Raw genomic sequence first — 25481 nt, forward strand, 5'->3', positions numbered from 1 at the left:
CGGTGCGCCGCCACCTGGACATCGGAACCACCTTCCGCTTCTTCCTGCTGCTGGCGCTCATCACCGTCACCAGCCTCGGTTCGCTGCTCGACATCGCACGCCAGAACCGCGTCGCCGCAGTCGGCAAGGAGGACCAGTGCCGCAGGGCCACGCGCGGCATCGGTGGATTCGACCGGTGCATGGAGGGCCAGGACCCCGTCCTCGGTCTGGTCAGGGAGCAGGCACTGGTCTCGCTCGCCGGTGTCGCGGCCGTCGCGCTGATCATTTACGTGTCGCTGCCGACGTGGAAGTGCTACCGGGCACGCCTGGTCGACCTCGACGTGCGACAGCACCACGACCGTGACGGCGACACCGATGCGCTGCGGGCCGAACTCGCCGAACTGTGCGCGTGCACGGGTGTGCCCGCCCGCCGTGTGCGGTTCATGATCAATCCGTATGACCCGAGCTGCGCGGCAGTGGCGTTCGGGCGCTTCGGCCGCAACACCGTCGCCCTGAACGCCGGGTTGCTGTGCCGCTACGCCGCCGCGCTGGAACAGCGGGACCTCGGTGTTCCCGCCGGGCGGCGGAGCGCGGAGATCGAGGCGTGCCGGGGCGTGGTGCTGCACGAGCTCAACCACGTCGCCAACCACGACGTGGGACTGACCTACGCCACCATCGCTCTCTGGCGCGCCTTCCTGCTCGTGGTCCTCGGCCCGGCGCTCCTGTGGTCCCTGGCCCCGGCGTTCAGCGGGGTATCGCGTGAATTCATGAATCCGCTGCAGGACTTGGTCCGTGCGGGGGGTCTGGCGGCAGCCGTGTATCTGGCACGCGCCGACGTCCTGCGCGTCCGCGAGTACCACGCCGACGTGCTGCCGCCCGCGTGGCACGGCGATGTGCGGTCCTTGCTGGCCGCCGCCCAGGAGCAGGGGGCGTCCCGCTCGTGGCTCCTGCGTCTGCGCGACGCGTCACGCCGGTTGTGGCACCCCAGCGAAACGGCCCGCCTGCGGGCGCTGAACGACCCCGGGCAGCTCTACCGCCCGAACCTGGTGCCCACCGGCCTGGCGGGAACGGTGGCCGGCCTGGTCGCCAGTCGGCAGTCGGGCCTCCAGGAGTTCGGGCTGGACGCCCTGCTGCTGTGGCTGACCGTCGCCCTGGCCCTGTCCGTGGTCGCCGCGCCGATCTGGCGTGCCGCCATGTACGCGGCCGACCACGGCATCACCTCTCCCCGCGGCTGGCGGGAGGGGGCAGCCCTGGGCGTCGGGCTGGCCTGTGGCACCGCGATCTCCTTCCCCGCCGACTACGGCATCTGGCTGCCGGACAACTCCTGGTTCCTGGGCGTCCTGTTCGCCGGCGCCGTGGTGGCAGGCGTGTGGATCGCGCAGATGGCCGACCTGGTGGTCCACCACCTGCCCGCACGCGTGCGCATCCCCGCTTTCTGGGGCGGCCACTTGACCACCGTCGCGGCCATCGGCGCACCGCTGATGGTCTTCTACTCCTTCGCCCCGCTGCTTCTGCTGGAGCCGCAGTCGGCTGCCGCGGGGATCGGAGCCAGCGGGGTGATCGCGGACGGCGCCTGGCTGCCGCTTCCGCGCCTCGCCGCCCTCCTGCACCAAGGCGCCGTGCTTCTGACGGTGGATCCGGCCCCCATCGTCGGTGCCACCCTGGTGTGGCTGGCACCGACCGCTCTGCTCGCCTACGTACTGCTGCGGCGCCAGGGGCGATCCCGGCCGGGCCTGTCACGGATCGTCCTGCCCGGCGTCGCGGGCGCCGCCGTCGCGCTGGTCGGGGCGACAGTGATCAACGGCTCCTGGCACGAGGAGTTGGTGCGGCCCGACGCCGGAGCGGCGGTCCCGTGGACCTACCAGGCGTGGCGGATGGGCGCGCTGATCGCCGCGGCGGCCTTCGCCGCCGCCCTGGCCGCCGCGATCCTGCCTCGCCCGGCCGTCCCGTACGCGGTCCTGTCCGGCGGCCTGGCCCTGCTCCTCGGACTCACCGGCCACGGCGCCCTGTGGATCCTCGACGGCTGTGTGGGCCCGGCCAACGCCTACCTCTCGGCCTGTTCCGGCGACGAAGTGAGCCGCTCGGTCGCGGACATCATGGATTTCCTGCGCCTGGCGGACCCGCCCCTCGTGCTCGGGGTGCTGAGCGCGCTCACCGCCGCTGTGGGGGCTGCGGCCGTACGGGACGTCGCAAGTCGCTTCGTGGAACGGCGCGGACGCGAGCTCGAGCCCACGGTTCGCGGTGCCGGCAGCGGGGGCACCGTCCGCGGTCCCGGCGTCGCGGACACGGACGAGCAACTCCGGGGCGGGCGGCCGAAGGACGGCCCGGAAGGCGCTGCCACCCCAGAGGGCGCTGCCACACCTGCCCAGGCCACCCCCGCCCGGGCCGCCCCTCTCGCGCTGGCCGCCCTGGCCACCACGTTGATCGCGTTCACCGTCCCCGGGCCCGCCGCTCGCGCCTCCTCCGACGACGCGAGCGGCAGCCTTTCCCTGCATCGCGACTCTCCATCCCGTGCCATCGGGTGGTTCTACGCGGGAGGCCAGGAGATGAAGCTCCAACTGGGCTGGGACTCCGCCTACCTCGTCCTCCTCGCCGACTACACCGCGAAGTTGCCTCGCCTGACAGACGACACCACCGCCGGGCAAACGGTGGCGATCTACCGCGCCTACGCCCGGATCAGAAAGGACGCCACGGCGGCCTGCCGCCGGATGGGCCGCGTCGCCGAGCGTGCCGAACGCTTCATCCCCATACCCGATCGCACGGCGCAGGCGCAGTGGAAAGCCGTCTACACCGCCGCTCGCCGCATCAGCAGCCACTGCACCCGGGAGCTCGACACCGGCGGGACCTCGATGTACGAACTCGCCGATGAGACCCAGGCGATGAAGTTCGAAGGCCTCGACGCCTTCTTCGAGCGGATCGGAGTCGGACGGTGACGACCTCCAGGAGGCCCCTGCCAGTCACGATCGCTCTCGCCGCCGTTGCCGCGACCGCGTGTGCCCCGAACACGGGTCAATCCCCGCCGCCGACGCCTCCGGCCGCTCCTACCGTGACGGCGAGCCTCTCCGCCCTGCCGACACCGCCCGACTACATGGCCTTTCTCTGCGCGCGCTTCCTGGCGCTGTGGATGCTCTGGGAGAAGGGGCAGAAGGTCACACCTGACATGGAACTCGCCCTCAAGGACCTCGCGCGTCCCGGTTCGAAGTTCCGCAAGAAGGCCAAGGACTTGAAGCGGGCCGTCAAGAACTCCGAGATCGAGGTCGAGGATCCGGACATCCAGATGCTGCTCGACCTGGTCCTGAGATCGTCGAAGAGCGACCTGACCAGCGCGTGTCACGTCGAGGCGCAGTATCAGAGGCCGGACAGGTCGCAGGATCCGTAAGGCCCTGAGGGCTCGGGATCCGTAAGGCCCTGGGGGCTCAGGATCCGTTAGGCCCTGGGGTTCGGGGTGACGCCGCCTCGTCATGCCCGGCGTACCGCGTACCCCAGATACGTCACCACCGGGTTGCCTTCCGGCTCAAGCGTCATGCCGACCAGCTCGGGCAGTTGCTCGTCGGTCAGCGTGCCACGCCTGCGCCCCCGTGTGGCGCGCACCAGGCCGCGTACGTCACGCGGCTTGAAGGCGGACACGTCCTGCGCGGACAGGTTTGCCCTCGCGAGGGCCTCGGCGAGTTGTGCCGGGCGGCGCAGCCGGTGCGCGGCGTAGCGGCCGCGGGGCATGATCCGTGTGCCGGGGAAGGTCTGGAAGGCGCCGAGGTAGACGAGGCGGGACACCGGGGTGCGGTTGACCGTGTCGTAGACGAAGGCTCCGCCGGGGCGCAGCACCCGCGCCGCCTGGGCGAGGACCGCGTCCGGCCGTTCGGTGATCTCAAGGGTGTCGGCGCAGTACACGAGGTCGAAGGAGCTGTCGGGCAGGTCGGGTTGTTCGGCGGGAGTCGTCAGATACGTGACGCCGGAACCGTCGTCGGCATCGAGGGCCAGGGCCGTCGCGGCGGGGGACGGGTCGGCGGCGACGACCTCGAAGCCGAGCCGGGCGAGGCCGCGGGCCAGGAGGCCGCGCCCGCTGCCCACGACGAGCGCCCGGCCGCCGGCCGCCGCCGGGCCCGTTTCCGAGAGCACGCGACGCACGTACTCAAGGCGTACGGACTGAAAGGTCAGGGCTCGGATGTGGCGGCCGTCGACGGCCGAGGGCCCGGCTGTGTCGAGTGCGATGTGCGGGGCGGTGGCCATGGCAGGCTCCCTCGACATGTCGGGGTGGGTTCCCTGAGTAAACCCTACCTTCGCGAGTTCCCCGAGGGAACCCGTCGGCGTTACGGTGGGGGCGTGACCCGCACCCCGCTCTCCGACGTCGCGTGCTCGATCGCCCGCGCGACCGACCTGTTCGGCGACGCCTGGACGGCCCTGATCATGCGTGACGTCCTCGTCGGCATCCGCCGCTTCGACGAACTGGCGGAGGACCTCGGCCTGTCCCGCAAGACCCTGGCCGCGCGACTGGCCCGGCTGGTCGACGAGGGCGTACTGACGCGCGAGCGCTACCAGGTCAGCCCGCCGCGCGAGGAGTACGTCGCCACGGAGAAGGGCCGGGAGCTCTACCCCGTCCTGCTGGCGCTGATGGCCTGGGGCGACAAGTGGTACGCGGGTCCCGAGGGGCCACCCGCCCGGATACGCCACGACACCTGCGGCCACCTGGCCACGCCGGTCGTGGACTGCGACGCCTGCCGCGAGCCGCTGACCGTGGACGACACGACGCAACTGCCGGGCCCCGGAGGGCGGGTGGGACCGGGCACACGGCTGCTGGGGCCGCTGATCGCCGCGCGGGGAGACGGAGCCGCCGAGCCGGACTCGGCCCCGGGTCCCGTCCGACCGACTCCTTGATGTCGCATTTCGCGGCAACCGGCTTCCCGGTGCCGGTCGTCCGTCCGTCACACATGTCGACTGGAGCACTGCGGCCGAGGGTCCGCCGGGGCTGGACTGGGCGATGTCGGCCCTGATCCTCGCGCAGGTCGCGGTCGCCCCGTCCGCCGATGCCGCCACAGGAGCCGGTGCGATGCCGGCGGTCCTCATAGGGAGTCCGGGCGCCGTCCGGGACCTGGGTGATGTCCGGGCCGGTCATCTCGCGCGGGCCCGGGTGAGGAGGGCGGCCGACCCCCACTTGAGCTCCGAGGAGCGGAGGCTTCCGGACGAAGCGGCGTCCCTGGTGAGCGACTTGGCGTGGAAGCAGGACGGTGGGGCGGCAGGGCCGGCTTCGCGTCCGCAGCAGGCGATGGTCTCGGTCGGTACGTGCCGTGCGGGGCCCTCTTGCCGCGGCCGGAAGGGGCTTTCACACTGCGGAGCACGGGGGCGGGGAGACAGGGGGAGTGGGGGAGCGATGGCAGCGCGACGACGGCGTCGGCGCTTACGGAAGCGGACGCGCAGGCAGGTGCGAAGCTGGGGTGCGGTAGCCGCGGTGGTCGTCGCGGTGTGGGCGGCCGGGAACTGGGCGGCGGTGTGGCCCGTCCTGGCGGTCGTGCTCGCCACGGCCCTGGTCGGAGGAGCCGGCTGGGCACTGTGGCGCGCGCACCGCCTCGCGGTGGGCCAGGACCGGCAGTGGCGGGCCCAAGAGGAGGCCAGGGCGCGGGAGTTGTCGATGTCGGAGGTCGACGCGCTCTCCTGGCAGGACTTCGAGCGCTACGTCGCCGATCTGTGCCGACGGGACGGCTGTACGAAGGTCGTCGTCAGCGGCAGGAGCGGCGACCTGGGCGCCGACGTCATCGGCTATCTCGCCGACGGCCGCAAACTCGTCGTCCAGTGCAAGAAGTACGCGCCGCACCGGAGCGTGTCCTCGCAGGACATGCAGAAGTTCGTCGGCACCGCCCGCCCTGAACACGGCGCGGACGTCGCCCTGTTCGTCACCACCTGTCGTACGTTCACGCGGGCCGCGCTGGGTCTGGCGCTGCGCCAGGACGTCGTGGCCCTCCACCGCGACCTCCTGGGATCCTGGGTCAAGGGGGCCCACCTGGACACCCTGATCCCGCTGAACGGAAGCGGCGGAGGCGCGCGACGCCCGCCTGTCTGACGGTCCTCTCGGCGGTGGGCCGATGGCGGAGTCGGCGAGCACGTGGGTCCGGAGGTGGACGCCCTTCTTCCGTGCCGCCGCGCCGCCGCGACCCCAACCCGTCCTCTCCGTCGGACTGTTGGACATTCCCCGAAGGTTCGTACACCCACGCACTGGCATGATCCATGCTTGCTGTTCAGTTTGACCGCTTCGGTGGGCCCGAAGTCCTGTCCTTGGTGGAACTGCCCACCCCACAGCCGGGACCGGGCGAGGTGCTGATCGACGTCGAGGCCGCCGGGGTCAACTTCGCGGACACCCATCAGACCGACGGCTCCTGTCTGAGCGCGGACATGTTGCCGTACGTTCCCGGAAGCGAGGTCGTCGGGCGCACCGGTGACGGACGGCGCGTTCTGACCCGGGTCTCGCGCGGCTACGCGGAGCAGGTCGTGGCCAAGGAGTCCGGCCTGGTCGAGATTCCGGAGGATCTCGACGCCGGCTGTGCGCTCGCTCTGCTGATGCAGGGCCTGACCGCCTGGCACCTGCTGCGGTCGGCGCCCGGCTGCGGCAGGGGGAGAGCGTGGTCGTCCACGCGGCGGCGGGCGGTGTGGGCAGTCTCGCCGTGCAGTTGGCCAAGGGGTTCGGGGCGGGGCGCGTCCTGGCCCACGTCTCCGGCGAGGCCAAGGAGAAGGTGGCCCTGGGGCTGGGGGCGGACGGCATCGCCGAGTACCCCCTGGCGGACAAGGCGGATGTGATCCTCGACGCGGCCGGCGGTGACCTGTTCGATCGGGCCGTGGACTCCCTGGCCTCCTTCGGACGCGTCGTCAGCTACGGCAACGCATCGCGCACCGGCTTCACCGCCGTCGACCCGGCCCGGCTCAGCCGCCTCAACGCCTCCGTCGTCGGCTTCTGGCTCAGGCCCACGCTGGCCGCGCCCGGCGCGGTGAGCGGCCCGCTCGCGGAACTCCTCGACCTGGTGCGGCGCGGCAGGTTCAAGCCGGTGGCCGACAGGAGCTACCCGCTGGCCGAAGCCCGGCGCGCCCACGAGGACCTGCTGGCCCGGCGCACGGTCGGCAAAGTGGTGCTGCGTCCATGACGCACTCAGGTGGTCCTGCGTCTGTGACGCGCTCAGATGGTCCTGCGGACGTGACGTACACCAGTGCTCCTGCGCCGGTGACGTACACCAGTGCTCCTGCGCCCGTGACGTACACGAGCGCTGTGCCATGAGTCGGGCGCGGCGGTACGGACCAGGATGCCTCCTCGTCGCGGCGGGTCATGTCCGCGAGTTATCTCCGCGCCGAACCGAGCGGCTGGGCGTGCCGCGGTGGCCGCGCTCGGGGGAGGTGGGTGTGGTTGGGCCCCGCTCGAGGGGCGGCATGGGGTGTGCCCCGCCTCGGCTGATCCTCAAGTGACCAGCGGTTCTTGGTGGTTGGGGTTTCGGCGGCTCGGACAGCCGAGCCGGCGGCGCCACGTCGACCGTCGGCGGTGGCGAACCTTCCGGATCGTTGCATGGGCCATGTGAGTACCGCGCCCCATGCCGCGCCGGTTCCAGTAGGAGGTGGACACGCGACTTCCCGGCGTGCGAGCAGGCTGTGCGGCACGGTTCACTCGCTCGACTTGGGGGACGCATGATTGAGTTCCGGCCGCTGGGTCCGGTGGAACTTCTCGTACGAGGGGCGCAGGTCGATCCGGGACCGGGCCGACAGCGGAGCGTCCTGGCGGCGCTGCTGGTCGAACCGGGCCATCCCACCTCGCTGCAGACGCTGATCGAACGGGTCTGGGACGACGAACCTCCCCACGGCGTGCGGAACGTCATCTACACGTACGTCTCCCGCCTGCGGCGCACCTTCGACACGGCGACGGCAGGGACCGGCACCCCGATCGAAGTGCGGCGGACCGCCGCCGGCTACCAGGTGAACGTCGCTCCGGGACAAGTCGACCTGGGCGCCTTCCGCGGGCTGATCGCCGCCTCGCGCAGCCTGCCGTGCGACGACCCGCGCCGGTGCGCCCTGCTCGACCAGGCGCTCGGGCTCCGGCGGGGCGAGGCACTCGCCGGGCTGAACAGCGCCTGGACCGGTCACCTCCGCGACATCCTGGAGGAACTGCGGCGCGAGGCGCTCGCGGAACGGTCCGACGCCCACCTGCACGCCGGACGGTTCGTCGACGTCATCCCCGCTCTGCGGCGATCCCTGCTCGACGCCCCGCTGGCGGAGCCCCTGCACGAACGGCTCGTCAGGGCCCTCTACCTCTCCGGGCAGCGGGCCAAGGCGCTGGCCCAGTACGAGCGCGCACGGCGCCACATGGCCGACGAACTGGGCACCGACCCCGGTGCCGGACTGCGGGAGCTGCACCGTACGATCCTGCGGGGCGAACCGCTCGCCACCTCCGCGCCGCGGCCTCCGGAGGCGAAGGCTCCGCGGCGTCCAGAAAGGCAACCGGTGACGCGAGCCGACGCCGACACGCCGGGCGTCGATCTGCTGCCGATGGGGGTCGCCGACTTCAGCGGGCGGGACCGGGACGGGCAGTGGCTGCGCGCGGCGCTGGCCGGAAGGGGAGAGCGGGGGCCGTCGATCGTGGCGATCACCGGTGGCCCCGGCGTCGGCAAGACCGCCCTGGCGCTCGACGCGGCGCACGGCGTACGCGACGGCTACCCGGACGGGCGGCTCTATGCCGACCTGGGCGGCAGCGGAGAACGGCCGGTCACCGCACACGCCGCGCTCGGAAGGCTGCTGCCGGCACTGGCTCCCCAGGCGACCCTGCCGTACGACACGGAGGAGCGTGCCCAGCTCTTCCGCGGCCTTCTCGCGGGACGCCGTGCCCTCGTCGTCCTGGACGACGCCGCGCACGACGAACAGGTCGGTCCCCTGCCCCCCCGGCGGCCACGGCTGCGCGGTGATCGTCACGAGCCGGGCACCCCTCGGCGGGCGTTGGGGAGCGCGCCGCCTGCTGCTGCGGGAACTCTCGGAGCGGCAGGGCCTCGACGTGCTGGCTCAGATGGTGGGCCGGGAGCGGGTGCTCGCCGAGCCCCTGGCGGCCGCCCGGCTCGTGCGCCTCAGCGGTGGCCTGCCGCTGGTGCTGCGGGCCATCGCCGACCGCTTGGTGAGCCACCCGCACTGGTCCCTGGAGTTCCCTCGTGACCCGCCTCTCCGACGAAGGCTGTCAGCTGCAGGAACTGGCAGCCGGGGCACGGGAGTTCATCGACTCGGTGGCACGCTCCTGCGGCCGTCTCCCCGGCGTGGCGTCCAGGCTCATCCGGCATCTGGGCCGGGCGGCGGGCGGTGACGGCGGGCGCCCTGCCCGGCCTGGCGCGGGCCGAGGTGGAGGACACCCTGGAGCAGCTCGCCGACCTGCATCTGCTCCAGGGCACAGGGGCGGCGGGTGGCCGTGACGGACGGCAGCGGTACCGGCTCCTCGAACCGTACCGGCGGTTCGCGCTGAGCCTGGAGAGTCAGCCAACCGTGCCGGCGGGGCTCTGACACCACGTCACCCGGTGCGCGCAGCCGGCGGGAGGCCTGCGCCGCCCCGGTCGAAGCGGCGCACCGTCCACACCTTCGGCGACGGAGCAGGAGCCGTGGTGCTGCACGCCGAGGACCGCCCCGCCACCGGCCCGGCCGGCGTCTTCGGCACGCAGTGCCTGGGGGCCGGGCGCAAGCCGGGCATCCGCGTGGTGCCCGGCGGCACCGCACCCGCGCCGGGCGGGGCCGAGGCCGGGCGGCCACCGCGGATCGAGGTGGACGTCCCCGGCACCACCCGGCACGGCCCGGAGGTCTTCGTCGCCGGGCTCCAGGACATGCTGGCCCGGTCCTGCCTCGCCCTGGCCGACCCGGACGCGTGTGTGCTGCCGGAGGGCAACGCCGAGTACTTCGGGCGGGAGCTGGAGGCCGCGGGCATGACCGCCGCGGACCACGCGGCCCTGCAGCCGAAGGCGGTGGAGAACCTGGCCGACGTCGGGGCCACCGGGTCGGCCGCGGTGCCGCTCGCCCTCGACGACGGATGGCGCCGGGGCCGCGTCACGCCCGGGGACACCGTGCTGCTCCTGGCTGTTGAGGCCACGCGGCATCTGTACGCGGGACTCACCCTGACCTGGGACGCGGCGACGCCCACACGGTGACCGGTGAGCGCCACACTCAGCAGACGGCCACCGGGCAGCCGCGGCGCTTGCAGGACCTCGGTGAGAAAACCCCCCTCCCGAGCGGGAGAGGGCCTTCTCGCGTTGCGTGTACGGGCGAGACGACATCGCGGTTGCGGGGACGGACACCGGTGACTGCTGCGATATGACTACTCACCGCATCGGGTGGCGAGGTGCTTAGTGGCGATGACGTATGGGGATGGGTGGCGTGCACCGTGCCGACCACCACTTCTGGGAGATCCATCGACATGCCTCGCCGAATCGCCGCTCTCACCGTCGCGATCGCCGCAGTTCTCCTGTCGGCCGGCCCGGCGTCCGCCGCGCCCGCCCCGGACCGCGGGGCGTCACCGGGAGACGTCTGCTTCTACACCGAACCCGGATACGCCGGGGCGAGCTGGTGCTACCGCCCGCCCGGCTATGCCGACGTACCGGCTCCGGTGCACGACAACGCCGCCTCCTTCGAGTCCAACGCCGACGTCACGGTGTACGCCATCGACTGGGTCAGGCCCGGCGAGTGCCTCTACCGGACGATCTGGACCGGCGACCGGAGCCCCGACTGGGAGTGGCGGAAGAAGCTGGACGCGGTGCAGAGCGTCGAGCCCACCGACTGCCAGCGCGGCTGACCCGTCCCAGACACGCCACAGGACGCAGCGGCCAGTCAGCCTTGACGCACCGCGCCGACCAGGCCGCTGGTGCCGGTCGGGACCCCCGGCTCCGCCGCGCGGCCGTACCGGGCGGCGAGCTCGGCGAAGTCCGGCCGGTCGGTCATGCGCCAGCCGTGCCCCGCGAGCCAGGCGGCCGGGTTGCCGTTGTGCCAGGGGCTGGGGTTGTCGTGGGCGGCCGCGGCCTCGGTGTCGTCGAAGGGCGTCACACCGACCATGTGCGTGAACAGGGTTCGGGAGTGGTGGCGGGCCCGTGTCGGCCGGTCGCGCAGGCTGAACTTGTCGGCGACCGGCGAGCGGAAGCCACTGCCGTCCACCAGGTACTCGGCGTGGAACGTCTCGCCGTTGTCGGAGCGGAGCACGACCCCGTCGGGGCCGGTCTCGATGTCCTCGACGCGGGTGGCGAGCCGCGGCTCGGCGCCGTAGGCGACCGCGAGGTTGAACAGGTAGGCGTCGACGTCCTGGCGGAACAAGTGGCTCTCGGTGCGCTGCCAGGCGGGGATCACCAACTGGTTGATCTCCTGCGGGTCCTGCGGCTTGCCCTCCCGGTGGTAGACGAAGCCGAAGTTCTGCTTCCGGCCGCTCATCGGGGAGATCTTGTCCTGGATGCCGCGGAAGGTGGCGAGCGGCAGCAGTTCGGGCACGTCGTAGCGCTCGGCGATGACCTTCGTCATGGTCGAGGTGTACGGGATGGTCGACTCGCCGACGGCGAAGCGGGGGTGGGTGCCCGCGTCGATGAGGAGGACCTTCACGCCGTGGCGGGCGAGCACGGCCGCGAGGGCCCCGCCGGCCATGCCCGCGCCGAGGATGGCCACGTCGTGGCGGTCGCTGCCGGTGCCTTCGGTGCCGGTGTCCTTGTCGTGTGCTTCAGGTGTGGTGTGCATGGGTGCATACGCCCTTCGGAGTGGACAACGGGAAAGGTGCCGAGCGCGGGCGCCTCGCTCCCGCCCCGCAGAGGACCGAGCTCGCCGCGGAAGAAGACCAGCGGACCCACGTTCCGTTCCGGCAGGCCCACTTCCACCATCTCGCCGACGAAGATGGTGTGGTCGCCGCCGTCGACGGCGTTGACGAGACGGCAGGCCGCGTGGGCGAGCGCGCCGAGGAGGAAGGGAACCCCCGTCGCCGAGACGCCGTACGGCATGTCCGCGACCCGGGCGGTCTCCTCTCCGGCGAACGGCCTTGCCAGCGGCGCCTGTTGGGCGGCGAGGAAGTTCACCGTGTACGCGCGGGACTCCTCGACCACCGCGTGCAGGCGGGACGCGCGGTGCAGGCAGAAGAGCACCGGGGGCGGGTCGAGTGAGACCGAGGCGAAGGAGTTCACGGTGGTCCCGGCCGCGTGCTCTGCCCACCCGCTGGTGATGACGGTCACACCGGTCACGAAGAGCCCGCAGACGCTGCGCAGCAGTCTCGGCTCGATGGCGGCGGTGTGCTGCCGGTCCGGAACGTCGAGCGACGTCGAAGTCACATGTGCCCCCTGGATCGAAGTCGGTGAGAGGGGCTCACAGCGTCGCCGGGGAGTGATCGAGAAGGTCCGCGGGCTGGTGCCGCGGGTGTGCCGAAGCCGCTGCCCCGGAAACCTCTCCGGCCGAGGGGAGCCCGGGCTCCGCCACGGGCTAGGCCCCCGGCGGCAGGTGCTTGGCCCTACGGCGGATCTGGAAGGCGGTGATGATCTCGGTGACGCCGATGGCGACCAGCCAGCAGCCCGCCAGCAGCGTCAGGACCGCCACGGAGTCGAAGGGAGAGGTGATGAGGACGATGCCCGCGAAGAAGCTGATCACGCCCGTGAAGACCTGCCAGCCGCGGGCGGGCATGTCCGGGTCGGAGGCGGCGGCGATCGTCTGGGCGATGCCCCGGAACAGCCAGCCGATGCCGATCCACAGCGCGAGCAGCAGGATCGACTGCAGCGCACCGCGGAAGCACAGCAGGCCCAGCAGGATCGACAGGGCGCCACTGATGAACGCCAGGACGCGCAGCCCCGTCGACACGTGTGTGCCGAACGCGGACGCCAGTTGGGCGATGCCGCTGACCAGGAGGTAGACGCCGAAGAGGACGGCCGCTGCGAGCAGGGACGCGCCGGGCCAGACCAGCACCATGACGCCCAGGGCCAGGGACGCGATCCCGGCCAGCAGGATCACTTGCCAGGCGGCGTGCGAGAGGCGGCGCAGCGGGCCTTCGGGCAGATCGTCGCCCGGCGGGGTCCCGCCGTCGGTGCGGTCTTCGCGTGCGTACGGTGAAGTGCTCATGACCCAAAAGTGGGGCGGACCGTCCCGCGGTGCCAGTAATACGGGGCCGTCGGAGCTATGCGGCCACCTTCAGGGACGACCGTCCCCGTACATTTGCCCCAGTTCCGCGACGGCCCACGCCACTTCGCCCACCGCCTCCGGAGGCTCGAGCACCTCCACGTCCGTGCCGAACTGGAGCAACTGGCACACGGCGGCCGGTACGGGATAGCGCAGCTCGGCCGTCACCCACTCGTCCTTCTTGCCGCCCGCGTCCACCTCGCTCTTTGCCAACCGCCTGGAGTCCTCGACGCGGCCGACGAAGTGCGAGGTCGTGATCCGTTCCAGCATGTCGATGCGCACGCGGCGCACCCGCACCACGACCCGGATCCCCGCAGGGCGCTTCTCCACCCCCTGGCGCAGGTCCTCCCACACCCCCGCCAACTCCGCGCCGTCCCGGCGCCGCACCGCCTCCCCGGTGACGGTGGCTTCCTTGATCCGGTCGGCGCGGAACAGCCGGGGCACGGCCTCGTGGTCGGCGACCAGATACCAGTCGCCCGCCTTGGAGACCTCGCCGTACGGATCGATCGTGTACGTCTTCAAGGAGGGCGGGCAGCGCACTCATCTCATCTTGCGCAGCGCCGAGGCGAGCGCCCGGTCGAGACCCAGGTCGGAATGGGCCCGCTGGCTCACCAGGACGAACAGCGCCCGCACCTCGTCGGCGGTCAGACCCGTCATGTCGGTGCGGAATCCCGGCAGCAACCGGATGCCGCCGTACTTGCCGCGTTCGGCACAGACCGGGATGCCGGCCGCGGACAGCGCCTCGACGTCCCGGTAGACGGTGCGCACCGAGACTTCGAGCCGTTCGGCCAGCTCAGTGGCCGGAACCAGGTCGCGCTGCTGCAGCAACAACAGGACGGAGAGCAGTCGGTCGAACTTCGCCCGTGGAGTCTCTCCCATACCTGTCGGCCGGTGTCAGGTTTGAGCCTCATGCTCATGGGCGCTGGACGAAGCAGAACGGAGAAGACAGTGAAGCACGCAGACATTCGACAGCTTGTCTCCCAGGTGGAGGGCCCGGTACTGCTCCCCGATGACGAGGGGTACGACGAGGAGCGCACCGGTTTCAACCTCGCCCTGCGGCACCGGCCCGACGTGATCGTCGGCGCCGCCCGCGCCGAGGACGTGCAGGCGGCCGTGCGCTTCGCTGCCGAGCGGGGCCTGCCGGTCGCGGTACAGGCGACCGGACACGGATACTCCCTTCCCGCCGAGGGCGGTCTGCTCATCACCACCGGGCGCATGGCCGGCGTACAGGTCGGCCCGGAGCGGCAGACCGTCACCGTCGACGCGGGCGTCCGCTTCGAGCAGGTGATCCCGGAGACGGCGCCGCACGGCCTGGCCCCGCTCAACGGCTCCGCGCCGCACGTCGGCGTGGTCTCGTACGTCCTGGGAGGCGGCATCGGCCTCCTGGTACGCACCTACGGCTACGCCAGCGACCGAGTGCGCTCCATGGACGTGGTCACCGCCGACGGCAACCTGCTCCACGTCACCCCCGACACCGAGCCCGACCTGTACTGGGCGCTCGTCGGCGGCCGGGACAACTTCGGCATCGTGACCCGGCTCGAGATGGGCCTCGTCCCCGTGACGACCCTGTTCGGCGGCGGCCTCTTCTTCGACGCCGAGGCGGCCCCCGACGTGCTCCAGGCCTATGTGCGCTGGACCGAGGACCTTCCCGACGAGATGAACTCCTCGGTGGCGCTCATCCCCTTCCCCAGGACCCGGACGTGCCCGAGCCGATGCGCGGACGGCACATCTACCACGTACGCATCGCCTACACCGGCACCCCCGAGGACGGCGAGCGCCTGGTGGCGCCGCTGCGCGAGGCGGCGGGTCCGGTCCTCATGGAGGTGCTGCGGAGATGCCGTACACGGAGAGTGCCTCGATCCACGACGACCCGCCGGTCGCGGCGCCGTTCCTGCGCGAGGTCGCCCTCTTCCGCGACTTCGACGACGACGCGGCCAGGACCGTCCTGGAACACGCGGGTCCGCAGGCACCGCTGCCGCTCGTGTTCGAACTGCGCCACCTGGGCGGCGCGTTCGCCCGCGAGCCCGAGCACGCCAACGCGGTCGGGCACCGGGACGCGCGCTATCTGCTGTCCGTGGTCACCCTGCTGTTCGGGGTCACCGAGCACGACACGCGCCCGCTCCTGACGCGGCTCTTCGACGCGCTGGAGCCCCGGAGTAGCGGGACCAGCCTGAACTTCATGGGGCACGGCGAGAACGCGGGCGACAAGCAGCTGCGCGCCGCCTACGCCTGTGCCGATCTGAAGCGGCTCGCCGGACTGAAGGCCAAGCACGACCCGGAGAACCGCTTCCACCTGAACTACAACATCCCGCCCGCCGCGGGCAACTGAGCGTCGTCGCCCCAGCTCCCCTCCCGGCGGCACATCCCCCGACCGCCGGGAGGGGCCGCGGCCCCTGCCTCAACCGCCAGGTCCCATCCGGCTGTTCAGCCGGCCACCACTGTTGGAGTCACCGATGAACAACCCTTCCGCCTCCTCTTCCCTCCCCGGTCTCGGCGCGCCCGCGACCCTCGGCGCGGAGCAGGCCGGCGCCACCGTGCGCACACTGCGCCGCGTGCTGACCCTGGACGCGGCAGGCATGGCCGTCGTCGGCGTCGGCTACCTGGCCGCGGCCGCGCCGCTGAGCGATCTGTTCGGCCCCGGCACGGCGCTCGTCGCGGCGGTCGGCGGCGCCATGCTCGCCGCCGGAGTCGGCATCGGAGCCGTGGCCCGGCGCCGGCGGCTCACGGCCGGAGCCGTCCGCGGTGTCATCGGCGGCGGCGCCTTCTGGATCCTCCTGAGCCTCGCCACGCTGGCCTTCGGATGGCTGGAACTGACCACGGCGGGTGTCGTGTGGACGTGGCTGCAGATCGCACCGGTCGCGGTGTTCGCCACCTGGCAGTCCCTGGCCCTGCGGGCCCATCGGCGGTCGAACCCGTGACGCACTGCCGCGGCCCGAGGCCGCCACGAAGCCGGCCGCGGCGAGCACCTCGCGGCCCTCGGGCCGCCTGCTCATGCTCAGTCGATACAGAACTCGTTGCCCTCGATGTCCTGCATCGGGATGCATGAATCGGTGCCGTCATACAGCGTCCGCACGTGTACCGCGCCGAGCGGGACCAGCCGCGCGCACTCGGCCTCCAGCGCGGCGAGGCGCTCTTCCCCCACGAGTCCGGTGCCGACCCGCACATCGAGATGCAGCCGGTTCTTGGCGGCCTTTCCCTCGGGGACGCGCTGGAAGTACAACCGCGGGCCCACGCCCGAGGGATCGACGCAGGCGAACGACGAGTCCCGCTGCTCGGGCGGCTGCGAACGCTTGAACTCGTCCCACGTGGCGAAGCCCTTTGGCGGCGGCGGTATGACGTACCCCAGTACCTCGCACCAGAAGCGGGCGAGGCGCTCTGGTTCCGCGCAGTCGAAGGTGACCTGGAACTTCTTGATCGATGACATCGGCGTACGGTAGCAGGGGCTCGGCGCCGCCTCTTCGGCGTGGACACCGGCGGGAGTTGTCGTGATGCGGACGGCTGTTCCCTCAGGCGTGGACCCTCACGGTGTGGCCGTCCCTGCCCCGCTCGCCCCACCCCCGTCGGCCCGCAGAGTGAGCCCCAGGTGGGGCCGCGCCGCCAGGGCCGCCTCCTCGGACTCCCACAGGAAGACCGCGCCCCAGCGGTTGCTCTCCGGGGCGGGGATCCAGAACTTCAGGAGCAGCCCCGGCACCTTCGACCAGTTCCGCTCGGCCTCCTCGCGCAGGAAGCCGCGCGGTGACGCGGCGTCGTGCGCGGACCCGGTCAGATTCCACCAGGCGATCATCGCTCTCATGTACGCCACTGTTAGGAACCCTCGCCATGGCCGGTCACCGGTACTCATGCCCGCAGGCGGGTAGCGCCTGGGCGGCAGTCGAGTACCGGCAACTCCTGTGGCGCGCCATGCCCGATGCTCGGATGCCGTCCGATGCACGACGACGTACGGCCGCCCGGGCGTACGGGCACGGACGTATGAGAAGGAGGACGCGTGGCGCGCGCTGAGCTGTCGATCCTGGACCTGCCCCACGACGTGCGCCCGGACCCCGACGACCTGGTCCGGGCCGCTATGCGGTGGCACTTCGGCCCCGAGACCGGCTCCCCGTTCTGGCTGAGGCGGGCGGCTGATCTGGACTTCGATCCCCTGACGGACGTCAAGAGCCACGACGACCTGCGGCTGTTCCCCAACATGGCGGCGGAGTTGCGGGACGTGCCCGCCGCCGACCTCGTGCCGCGCGGCTACGGCGAGCGCCCCGACCTCGTCGGCGTCTTCGAGAGCGGCGGCACGACCGGCGCCCCCAAGCGCGTGGTGTGCCCGCGTGACTGGATGGAGGAGCTGGTCGGCTGGTCCAACGCCAACCTGGACGCGCACGGCTTCCCGCGCGGCGCGGACTGGCTCGGCCTCACCCCCTCGGGTCCGCATATCGTGGGCGAGATCTTCCGCCGCTCCGCACTCACCCATGGCCGCCACGGCTTCCAGGTCGACCCGTACCCGCGCTGGGTCAAGCGCCTGATCGCCGACGGCAAGGGCGCGCAGGCCGACGCCTACGCGGAGCACGTCATCGACCCAGGCCGCGCACATCCTGCGCACGCAGCCCGTCGGTGTCCTCACGGTCACGCCGCCGCTGCTCGAACGCATCGCGCAGCGCGAGGAGTTGGTGGAGGTCATCAACGACAAGGTGAAGGCGATCCGCCGGGGCGGCACCCAGATGGACGCCGACACCGCGGCGCTCTACAGCAGCGACATCTTCCCCGGCACCACGCTGTACGGGCACTACGGCAGCACGATGATCCTCGGCATCGCGGGCCAGCGGCACGGCACCCCGCTCGGCGAGGCGTGCGTCTTCGACACCTTCTCGCCCTGGATAACCTTCCAGGTCGTCGACCCCCACGACCCCGGCAGGCCGGTGGCGTACGGCACCCGTGGCCAGGTCGTCATGCACCACGTCAGCAAGGCGCTGCTGCTGCCCAACAACCTGGAGCGCGACACCGCGATCCGCCTCCCCGCGCCCGAAGGCCGCATCGGGGACTCGGCCGCCGGCATCGCCCCGGTGGAGCGCTTCGAGGACCAGGCCGTCATCGAGGGGGTCTACTGATGGCCCCGGAACCCGCGCCCACGGCTGCCGAAGCGCGGCCCGTCATCGACGCGTTCGGCTCCTCGGGCCCGTACCGCACGCACAACCGCGAGGACGTCACCGACGTGACCGGCGCGGTGACGACGGCAACGTGATCAAGACCGTCATGCAGCTGACACCGGACGGCAGGGCCACCAACGACGCGGGCGCCACAGGCACGTGGCAGTCGACCGGCGCCACCACCTTCTCGTTCCATCTGACCGAGTCCATCCACCAGGGCGGCAACCTCGTCACCCGCATCGAGATCGACCAGGACGTCACCCTGTCCGGCAACAGTTTCTCCGGCACGGGCGCGGCGCAGACGTACGACGGCGCGGGCGCGCTGGTCGGCACCAACCAGGTGACGACCAAGGCGGATCGCGTATCCCGATAAGAGCGCACCGCGGGGCCCGCCGAACTGTCTCGCGCGAGGCCTCGCGCACCCCGCCACCACACGGGGGCGGCGGACGAGGCACCGGGTGTTCGTCAGCCCCCCGACGAACCCCGTCCCCGGAGAAGAACGGCCCGTGCCGCGGCGAGGCGTTGTCCGTCGTCGCGGCCCGCGGCATCGCCCGCGATCTCGTCGGCCCACTCGAGCAACTGCCGCAGCTGCGGGTCGCTCGCGGCCGCGACGACGGGCGGGTCACCGACGACGACCTCTCCGCCTGTCCCGTCGATGGCGACGAGAGTGCCTTCGGGCACGGTTCGGGCCCCCACGCGGACGCACGCGCCGACGTCGTCGACGGTGAGATCCGCGGCCCCCACCACGGCAGGCTTCCCCATCGCCCGTGCCACGACGGCCGCGTGGCTCGTCGGCCCGCCGCGAGCGGTGACGACCCCCGCGGCGGCGGCCAGTCCGTGCATGTCGAGCGGTGAGGTCTCCGGGCGCACCAGGACGACCGGCCCCTGTGCCGCCAGCCGCGCCGCGCCGTCGGCCGTGGTCGCCACCCTGCCGACCGCGACACCGGGAGAGGCTCCCGTCCCGCGCGTGAGGACGTCCTCCGCGTCACCCACCGCGATCCGCGGCGTACGCACGTGCCGGAGATGCTGTGGCGGAACCCGGCGGACCGCCTCCGCGCGCTCGATCGTGCCCGCGTCGGCCAGGTCGACCGCGACCCGGACCGCGGCGCGCCCGACGAACCGCCCCGGGCGCACCTGCAGGACCCACAACTCGCCCGCCTCGAAGGTGAACTCCACATAACACGCGTCGCGGTAGTGCTCCTCCAGGAGGGCCAGGGCAGCCAGCAGCCGGGACCAGACGGCGGGCTCCCGGTCGGCCAGTTCGCGCAGGGGCCTGCTCAGGGCCCGACCCGAGACGACCTCCTCGCCCTGGCGGCCGAAGAGGACCTCGCCGAACGGGACGTGCTCACCGGTGTTGGGGTCGCGGCTGAACGCCACCCCCGTCCCGCTGTGCCGATCGCGGTTTCCGTACACCATCGCCTGTACGGTCACGGCGGTGCCGAGGCCGTCCGGAATGTCGTGCAGTGCGCGGTAGGTCCGCGCCCGTGGCGTGTTCCACGACGAGAACACGGCGGCGACCGCAAGCTCCAACTGCCGCCTCGCGTCCTCGGGTTCGGGCTCGCCGCCCCGTTCCCGGACGAGCCGCTCCACCTCGCGGACCGCCTCGGCGAGACGGCTCACGTCGGCATCCTGTCGGGCGAGCGCGCGGTCGACGGCGGCCAGGCTCTCTTGGCCGACACCGAGCACCTGCGAGGCGAAGCCGGCCAGGAACCGCAGCCGTGAGCCGAGCGCGAAGCGCAGGTCGCCCGTCTCGTCGGCCAGTGCCGTGGTGGCCCCGGCGGTCAGTCCGAGGTTGAGGACGGTGCTCATCATGCCCGGCATCGACACGCTTGCGCCGGAGCGCACGGACACCGTCAGCGGCCGCTCGGGTCCGCCGAGCCTGCGGTGCGTGGCGGCCTCGAGGTCCGCGAGGGCAGCCGCCAGCTCGGAGCCGAGGCCGCTCGGGAGCCGCCCGTCCCGGAAGAAGGCGCGGCACACCTCCGTGCTGATGACGAACCCCGGGGGCACGGGCAGTCCCAGACGCCGGAGCACGACAAGACCGTGCGCCTTGCCCCCGAGGACTTCGACCGGCTCGTCGACGTCGGCCGAGAGCGGGTGGATCCAGGTCATCGCATCGTCGTCCTCGTGTCGCTGGTGCCGGGCCGGTGGAACGGGCGGGTGCGGCGGGCGGGTTCAGTGCCGCGGGATGCCGAGGGTGGCCAGCAGATCCTCGTGGAGCTGGAACCACACCGTGTGATACGAGGCGGTGCTGTCCGCCACGTACTCCGGTTCACCGGCCTTCGCGCGCGCGAGGGCGTCGGCGAGCCGGACGGGATAGCGCTGGAAGCGGAGCAGCGCCGACGACAGCTGCGCGCAGACGGGCTCGGCGCGCTGGTGGAACTCCGTGAACCGGTTCAGGACCCGGGCGTCGTAGCCGGCGTCGGTGTGATCGTTCATCGACATGGCACCGTCGGCAGGGCGCATCTGCCATGCCGTGCACAGGTCGAGCAGCTCGGGGTTGAGGACCAGGAACCGCTTGAAGGCCGCGGTCACGTCGGCTCGGGCACCGGCCGCCGCCAGCTCGGCGGAGATCCGCTCCGCGTCCGCGGCCCGGCCGGCCTCCGTGAGGCCCCATCCGCCGAAGTCGCCCGCGGTGTGGGTGACGAGCCCCGCCACGGCGAGGTCGATCAGCTCCGACTCGACGTCGGACTCGGCGAGCCCGGTCACCGCGGCCAGCGCGGCGCGTCCCGAGAAGCCGGCGCAGCGAAGGGTGTGGAGGACCAGGAGGTCGGTACTGGTCGGGTGGGGCGAGACGGGCCGGGTCATCGTGCGGCCCCATCAGGTGAGGTGGGGGAGATGCCCGAGGCCGTGCGCTCGACGGTCGCCGCGGCGTGCCCGGCACCTCGCCCGCGGGCCCGGGCGACGAGCGCCCCCTGCCGGACGCGCACCGCGTGTTCGACGGTGTCGTCGGCTTCGGCCACGCCGAGGGCCGAGGACAGCCGTTCGTGCTCGTCGAGGACGATGCGCAGGCGCGGCCCGGCCTTGGGGCCGAACACGCGACGCAGGCACCGGGCGAAGTCGCCGATCCGGAGCTGTACGAGGCGTCCGGTCTCGGCGGGGTCGGCCGTCGCCACGGCCGCGGTGACCTGGTCGCCGTCCCCCGCGGCGCGGACGACCTCCTCGGCGGCCTCCAGGCGGTGGCTGCCGAGGACCACGATCACGCCGTCCTCGTCGAAGCCGACGGGGCGACCGGTGATCAGGTCCGGCAGCTTCTCCGGCGGGTTCCACGGCTCGTGGCAGACCTGCGCCGGAGGGACGTAGGGCAGGTGCGGCGGGTCCCAGGTGTCGGCGAGGTCGAGGGTGCCCAGGTGCGCGCAGGCCTGTGCCACGTCGAAGGGGTCGCCGAACACGAGCGCCGGATCGACCGAGGCGCCGGGCCCGTCCAGCATCCTCAGCACCAGTTCGGCCCGCCGCACCTGCCGCACGGGCGGCGTGCTCTGCGGCGCACGCGACTCCAGCGCGAGAGCGAGGAGCAGCGACTCCAGCCGGGTCACCTGGCCGAACGCGACGCGGATCGGCTCGTCGTCCAGCACCCCGGCCAAGGAGCGCAGCCGCGCCTGGCCCAGGGCGGCCGTGTCACCGGCCAGGGGGAGCTGCTCCAGCCGGGCGCGGGCGAACGCGCCGAGCGCTTCGGCGGGGGACGGGGGAGCGGGCGGGAGTGCGGGTTCGGTCCCGCCGTGCTCGACCAGGTCGAGCAGCACCGCCAGATACAGGGCGCGCTTGCCCGGGAAGTTCGAGTACACCGCGCCACGCGTGAGTTCGGCCCGCTCGGCGATCCTGTCGACCTTCGCCGCCGCGTATCCGCGCTCGCTGAACTCCGCCTTCGCCGCAGTCAGCACGGCCGCGCGTGTGCGCACCTGCTGCTGGGCCCGGGTCAGCCGGACCATCCCCGCCCCCTTCTGTCTTCTGCCTGCGTGAAGCCTGCGGCGTCAAGATACAGCAACCATCCAGATGATGTGCCCATCTGAAATGAGAGTGTTCAAGGAAGTACTCAAGGACGTACACAAGGTCGTATGCCGGGCCCGAACCCCGTCCAGCGAAGATCCGTCGGCAGGTGGCTCATGTCGTTGCACCGCACCAGCGCGGGCGCGGCGTCGTCGCACCGGTCTCCGCGGGGCGTGCGAGGCGCTGGGCCAGCACGTCCGCGAGGCGCTCCTCTTCGGCCGCTTCGGCGGGGTCGTACTCGTCGAAGATGCCCGCCCACGCCGCCGGGGACTCCCTCGGTACGTGGGGGACGCGGTCGACCAACTCGGCCGCCTCCCGTACGGGAACACCCGCAGGCGTCCACCGATGAGCCGGGCCGAGCGCACGGCCCGGGCCACGTACAGACGCCGAGTCGCCATGGCGATCCCTCCCCGGTGGGGCAGTTGGATGTCCGGAACAGTCGGTCGCTGGCACCATCCCACCTGTGCGGGGAGAGTTGACCGCGGTCAGCCGACAGGCTCCAGCCACGCCGCCAGGTCCCCCGCCGTGATCCGCTCCAGCGGCGCGGCGTCGACAGGCCCCGGGTAGAGCCGGTACGCCGTCCCGCCCGCGGCGCTCTCCGCGCCCGCCAACTCGCCGTGCAGCAGCGCCAGAAGCGCACGACGGTCCGCCAACTCCGCCTCGGCGCGCAGCGCGTCCGGTTCCCAGCCGTCCCGTATGCGCAGCGCGAAGTCGGCGCGAGGTTCGTCCTCGGCACGGCGGTAGCCCCACAGGACGTGGCCGCGCCCGCGCACGTACACGTCGCCGTCGGTGCGGGCCGCCGCCGTCCAGCAGGCGAGGTCCCACAGTGTGGCCCGGCCGCGCGGCTGGAACGTGTCGAGCAGGTCGTTCCCGATCCGTCCGAGCCGGCGCCTGTACCGCCACACGGAGTGGTTGCCGCCGCCCGTGGCCAAGGTGACATCCGCCCACCAGGCATGCCGCGACCGCAGGTCGACGATCATCGGCACCCGCAGCGTCGCGTCGCCCGCGAGGTCGAAGCGCTGCCGCACGGCGCGCGGGTCGTACGTCGCCCGCCCCGTGCGCTCCACCGCCATGAACCCCGCGAAGGCGTCCGGGAGTTCGTCGAAGGGCACGTCGTTGTACGAGAGGACCACGGGCACCGCGAACCGCACGCCCGTGCTCGCGAGCCGGGGCAGGTCGAGGTCCAGGTACTCGGTCGCGCCGTGCGGGGCGGGCGCGGAGGTGAGGTCACCGGAATGCCGGGCCGCGCCGCCCGCGTACTTCAGCTGTGTGTAGTCGCACAGGCCGATGAAGCGCCACAGGTCGTCATAGAGGGCGACGGACAGGTCGAGGTCCACGCGCGTGCCCTTGGACTGCATCCAGTGCAGGAAGAGCCGCACGCTCTCGCTGTCCGCGGGCATGGGCAGCGAGCTGCCGCGCGGCACCGCGACCAGGGAGGCCGCCGAGGCGCGCTCGGCGAAGGGCACCGGCAGATCGGCGAGCGAGGCGTCCAGGACGGCCACGTCGTACCGCTCGCCGTCCCGTTCGGCGAGGCGCCGCACGGCCTCCGCCTCGATCAGCTCGCCGGCGCGCCCGGCGACCCGCGATGCCAGCGGCGGCCGGTGGTCCTCGACCGCGTACGCCTTGGTGACCCGCCCGCGCGGGAAGAAGACGCGGCGGTGACCCGGTGTCGAACGGACCTTCATGCGGCCGTACGCGCCGAGCAGCGGTCCGGGAGCGGTGCGGGGAAGGGCGTGCGCGAGCGCCTCGCCCACCGGCTCCGGCAGGGTCGCCGAGCTGGAACGGGCCAGCAACAGGTCGAGGCGGCGCAGGAGTTCCCCGGGGCGCTCACGCAGGAGCCGGGCGGCGGCCGGGGTGTCCCAGCGGCCGAGCGCCTCCTCCACGCGCGCCTGCCAGGTGACGACGCGCAGCCGGTCGCCCGCGAGGCGGACGTCCTCGTGCCGGGCGGCCTCGGTGAGCAGCACCTCGCCCAGCGCGCCGTCGTCGACGCGCGTCTGACGCAGGACCGCGAAGGCGAGCGCCACGCGCGCGTGCCGGTGGGCCTGCTCGAAGGGGTGCAGGATCTCGCCGACCCGCTTCCAGGCGCGCGGGTTGCGGGCCATGTCCTCGGTGAGGCGCCGGAGGTCGAACCGGTCGAGCAGCGCGAGGAGTTCACGGCGGGCGGGCCGCGAAAGCCCGCGCAGGCGCGGCAGTTCGAGCAGATCGGGATCGCCCCCGGAACGCACGACGAGCATCCGCAGCACGTCGGTGGCGGTGTCGGCGTACCGCCCGACCAGCGGCCGGGCCTCGGGGAGGTCGAGCAGCGGCGCGAGCGCGAGCGCCTTGCTCTCGCGCAGCGGAATGACGGCCGGGAGCCAGTCGGCGGCGTCGGCCGGGTCCATGTGCCCGAGCAGTAGCACGAGGTCGTCGTGGTCCTGCGGGTTCAGCGGTGTCCGGCGGCCGAGCAGCGCGGCGAGTTCGACGGCGGTGTCACCGGGCCTGCCGAGGCGCAGGGCGCGCAGGACCTGGCCGCCGTCACCGCCGAGGCCCGCCCCGGTGTCGAGCCAGGGATCGGTGGGGCCGTCCGTCTCGTAGCGGTTCTCGCAGATGGGGCAGGCGTACCAGGTGCAGCAGTCGTCGCAGCAACCCCAGTCCTTCACCTTGGGGCGGCAGTCGTCGCACAGCAGGTGCGCGCAGGGCGCGATGGCGCGCACCCGCGCCTTGGTGCCCCCGCAGTCCATGCAGGGCTGGTGCGGCTGGGCGGCGAGGTGCGTGGCGACGGCGGCGGTGAAGCGGTCGTACGCGAGCTGGTACGGGATCTCCTCGGGGAACCGGCGGAACAGCGGGGCGTGATGGCGGTCGGAGCCCATCAGGGCGTCGACGTCGGCGAGCAGCTTCCGCCCGGTCCCCGCGAGCTCCTCGGCGGACAGCGCGGTGAGCGCGCGGCGCAGCGGGGCCGTCAACAGGTGTCCGCGGTCGGCGAGTTCGGCTTCGAGGACGACCACGGCGGCGTCGGTCACGGCGGACCGTCCGGCACCTTCGCGAACGTACACGCTCTGCCTGCGGCGCAGCAGCAGCCCCGCGAGATCGTCGGCCGTCGTCGTCTTCGTCATCAGGTCACACCCCCGTAAGTACACAAACGCGGGGGCGGGAAGTGGGTGCGCTACGGATCTTTTACAGAGAAGGAGAAGAAGGAAGCACACCGCGGAGCCGCCCCCGCACACGCAAGGGTACGCGGGGGCGAAAGGGACGTCACACGATTAATCACCGGCAAGCGCCCCGGCGGTCGAT

At 72.5% G+C, this 25481-nt stretch carries 25 protein-coding genes and 3 pseudogenes; 16 read left to right on the plus strand and 12 right to left on the minus strand.

Features of this window, described 5'->3' with window-relative positions:
* The first annotated feature begins 2 nt into the window (after positions 1-2).
* Positions 3-2912 carry a M48 family metalloprotease gene (locus ACZ4D5_RS33785; RefSeq protein WP_467776291.1) on the plus strand — a complete coding sequence of 970 codons (2910 nt, stop codon included), beginning with the start codon at positions 3-5 and terminating at the stop codon, positions 2910-2912.
* 113 nt (positions 2913-3025) lie between these two features.
* On the plus strand, positions 3026-3358 hold the full coding sequence (locus tag ACZ4D5_RS33790; protein ID WP_467776292.1) for a hypothetical protein: 333 nt from the start codon (positions 3026-3028) through the stop codon (positions 3356-3358).
* A gap of 80 nt (positions 3359-3438) precedes the next feature.
* Here ACZ4D5_RS33790 and ACZ4D5_RS33795 read toward each other — a convergent pair whose 3' ends face one another.
* The gene (locus ACZ4D5_RS33795; protein WP_467776293.1) at positions 3439-4206 is read right to left on the minus strand and encodes a class I SAM-dependent methyltransferase; all 768 of its coding nucleotides are present in this window, start codon (positions 4204-4206) and stop codon (positions 3439-3441) included.
* A gap of 93 nt (positions 4207-4299) precedes the next feature.
* Between ACZ4D5_RS33795 and ACZ4D5_RS33800 the strand changes: the two genes are divergently transcribed.
* From ACZ4D5_RS33800 to ACZ4D5_RS33835, 8 genes and pseudogenes are all read left to right on the plus strand, one after another.
* Positions 4300-4851 carry a winged helix-turn-helix transcriptional regulator gene (locus ACZ4D5_RS33800; protein WP_467776294.1) on the plus strand — a complete coding sequence of 184 codons (552 nt, stop codon included), beginning with the start codon at positions 4300-4302 and terminating at the stop codon, positions 4849-4851.
* 544 nt (positions 4852-5395) lie between these two features.
* A complete protein-coding gene (locus tag ACZ4D5_RS33805; protein WP_467776295.1) occupies positions 5396-6031 on the plus strand; it encodes a restriction endonuclease in 636 nt (211 codons plus the stop codon).
* Between the two features lie 164 nt (positions 6032-6195).
* Positions 6196-6339, plus strand: a pseudogene (locus ACZ4D5_RS33810) (NADPH:quinone oxidoreductase family protein); the annotation flags it as partial.
* Between the two features lie 248 nt (positions 6340-6587).
* The gene (locus tag ACZ4D5_RS33815; RefSeq protein ID WP_467776296.1) at positions 6588-7103 is read left to right on the plus strand and encodes a quinone oxidoreductase family protein; all 516 of its coding nucleotides are present in this window, start codon (positions 6588-6590) and stop codon (positions 7101-7103) included.
* A 532-nt stretch (positions 7104-7635) separates the two neighbouring features.
* Entirely contained in the window at positions 7636-9144 is a 1509-nt protein-coding gene (locus tag ACZ4D5_RS33820; RefSeq protein ID WP_467776297.1) for an AfsR/SARP family transcriptional regulator, read from the plus strand.
* A gap of 141 nt (positions 9145-9285) precedes the next feature.
* Entirely contained in the window at positions 9286-9483 is a 198-nt protein-coding gene (locus tag ACZ4D5_RS33825; RefSeq protein WP_467776298.1) for a hypothetical protein, read from the plus strand.
* Positions 9484-9578: 95 nt separating this feature from the next.
* Positions 9579-10118, plus strand: coding sequence for a 3-oxoacyl-[acyl-carrier-protein] synthase III C-terminal domain-containing protein (locus tag ACZ4D5_RS33830; protein WP_467776299.1), 540 nt, complete (start codon positions 9579-9581; stop codon positions 10116-10118).
* 266 nt (positions 10119-10384) lie between these two features.
* A complete protein-coding gene (locus ACZ4D5_RS33835; RefSeq protein WP_467776300.1) occupies positions 10385-10759 on the plus strand; it encodes a hypothetical protein in 375 nt (124 codons plus the stop codon).
* Positions 10760-10794: 35 nt separating this feature from the next.
* Here the strand turns inward: ACZ4D5_RS33835 and ACZ4D5_RS33840 are convergent, their stop codons facing one another.
* The 4 genes and pseudogenes from ACZ4D5_RS33840 to ACZ4D5_RS33855 form a co-directional block, all read right to left on the minus strand.
* Complete coding sequence (locus ACZ4D5_RS33840; protein WP_467776382.1) at positions 10795-11592, minus strand: NAD(P)/FAD-dependent oxidoreductase; 798 nt, start codon at positions 11590-11592, stop codon at positions 10795-10797.
* Complete coding sequence (locus ACZ4D5_RS33845) at positions 11547-12263, minus strand: flavin reductase family protein (RefSeq protein ID WP_467776301.1); 717 nt, start codon at positions 12261-12263, stop codon at positions 11547-11549. Before ACZ4D5_RS33845 ends, ACZ4D5_RS33840 begins: the two co-directional genes overlap by 46 nt.
* A 148-nt stretch (positions 12264-12411) precedes the next feature.
* Positions 12412-13041 (minus strand): HdeD family acid-resistance protein, encoded by a 630-nt coding sequence (locus ACZ4D5_RS33850; protein ID WP_467776302.1) that lies wholly within the window; start codon positions 13039-13041, stop codon positions 12412-12414.
* A 69-nt stretch (positions 13042-13110) separates the two neighbouring features.
* A pseudogene (locus ACZ4D5_RS33855) lies at positions 13111-13977 on the minus strand (helix-turn-helix transcriptional regulator).
* A 36-nt stretch (positions 13978-14013) separates the two neighbouring features.
* On the opposite strand from ACZ4D5_RS33855, the pseudogene ACZ4D5_RS33860 reads away from it, so the two are divergent.
* The 3 genes and pseudogenes from ACZ4D5_RS33860 to ACZ4D5_RS33870 all read left to right on the plus strand — a co-directional run.
* A pseudogene (locus ACZ4D5_RS33860) lies at positions 14014-14502 on the plus strand (FAD-binding oxidoreductase); the annotation flags it as partial.
* Positions 14503-14932: 430 nt separating this feature from the next.
* Positions 14933-15427: a BBE domain-containing protein gene (locus ACZ4D5_RS33865; RefSeq protein WP_467776303.1), complete on the plus strand. Its 495-nt coding sequence runs from the start codon at positions 14933-14935 to the stop codon at positions 15425-15427.
* Positions 15428-15551: 124 nt separating this feature from the next.
* Positions 15552-16016: a hypothetical protein gene (locus tag ACZ4D5_RS33870; RefSeq protein ID WP_467776304.1), complete on the plus strand. Its 465-nt coding sequence runs from the start codon at positions 15552-15554 to the stop codon at positions 16014-16016.
* A gap of 77 nt (positions 16017-16093) precedes the next feature.
* Here ACZ4D5_RS33870 and ACZ4D5_RS33875 read toward each other — a convergent pair whose 3' ends face one another.
* Positions 16094-16522, minus strand: a complete 429-nt coding sequence (locus tag ACZ4D5_RS33875) for a VOC family protein (protein WP_467776305.1) — start codon at positions 16520-16522, stop codon at positions 16094-16096.
* 96 nt (positions 16523-16618) lie between these two features.
* The gene (locus ACZ4D5_RS33880; protein WP_467776306.1) at positions 16619-16891 is read right to left on the minus strand and encodes a hypothetical protein; all 273 of its coding nucleotides are present in this window, start codon (positions 16889-16891) and stop codon (positions 16619-16621) included.
* A gap of 859 nt (positions 16892-17750) precedes the next feature.
* On the opposite strand from ACZ4D5_RS33880, the gene ACZ4D5_RS33885 reads away from it, so the two are divergent.
* From ACZ4D5_RS33885 to ACZ4D5_RS33895, 3 genes are read left to right on the plus strand one after another with little or no spacing between them, the layout of a single operon-like run.
* Positions 17751-18188, plus strand: coding sequence for a hypothetical protein (locus ACZ4D5_RS33885; protein WP_467776307.1), 438 nt, complete (start codon positions 17751-17753; stop codon positions 18186-18188).
* Positions 18188-18322 (plus strand): hypothetical protein, encoded by a 135-nt coding sequence (locus ACZ4D5_RS33890; protein ID WP_467776308.1) that lies wholly within the window; start codon positions 18188-18190, stop codon positions 18320-18322. The genes ACZ4D5_RS33885 and ACZ4D5_RS33890 overlap by 1 nt, the downstream gene beginning before the upstream one ends.
* On the plus strand, positions 18319-18600 hold the full coding sequence (locus ACZ4D5_RS33895; RefSeq protein WP_467776309.1) for a hypothetical protein: 282 nt from the start codon (positions 18319-18321) through the stop codon (positions 18598-18600). Before ACZ4D5_RS33890 ends, ACZ4D5_RS33895 begins: the two co-directional genes overlap by 4 nt.
* Positions 18601-18692: 92 nt before the next feature.
* Here ACZ4D5_RS33895 and ACZ4D5_RS33900 read toward each other — a convergent pair whose 3' ends face one another.
* The 5 genes from ACZ4D5_RS33900 to ACZ4D5_RS33920 form a co-directional block, all read right to left on the minus strand.
* Positions 18693-20336: a pyruvate, phosphate dikinase gene (locus ACZ4D5_RS33900; protein ID WP_467776310.1), complete on the minus strand. Its 1644-nt coding sequence runs from the start codon at positions 20334-20336 to the stop codon at positions 18693-18695.
* A 63-nt stretch (positions 20337-20399) separates the two neighbouring features.
* Positions 20400-21032: a transcriptional regulator gene (locus tag ACZ4D5_RS33905; protein WP_467776311.1), complete on the minus strand. Its 633-nt coding sequence runs from the start codon at positions 21030-21032 to the stop codon at positions 20400-20402.
* Positions 21029-22153, minus strand: a complete 1125-nt coding sequence (locus tag ACZ4D5_RS33910) for a TetR family transcriptional regulator (RefSeq protein WP_467776312.1) — start codon at positions 22151-22153, stop codon at positions 21029-21031. The genes ACZ4D5_RS33905 and ACZ4D5_RS33910 overlap by 4 nt, the downstream gene beginning before the upstream one ends.
* Positions 22154-22325: 172 nt before the next feature.
* Positions 22326-22514: a hypothetical protein gene (locus ACZ4D5_RS33915; protein ID WP_467776313.1), complete on the minus strand. Its 189-nt coding sequence runs from the start codon at positions 22512-22514 to the stop codon at positions 22326-22328.
* 182 nt (positions 22515-22696) lie between these two features.
* Positions 22697-25303, minus strand: a complete 2607-nt coding sequence (locus tag ACZ4D5_RS33920) for an MXAN_6230/SCO0854 family RING domain-containing protein (RefSeq protein ID WP_467776314.1) — start codon at positions 25301-25303, stop codon at positions 22697-22699.
* Positions 25304-25481 lie beyond the last annotated feature (178 nt).

The organism is Streptomyces sp. NPDC025651, from assembly GCF_055558735.1.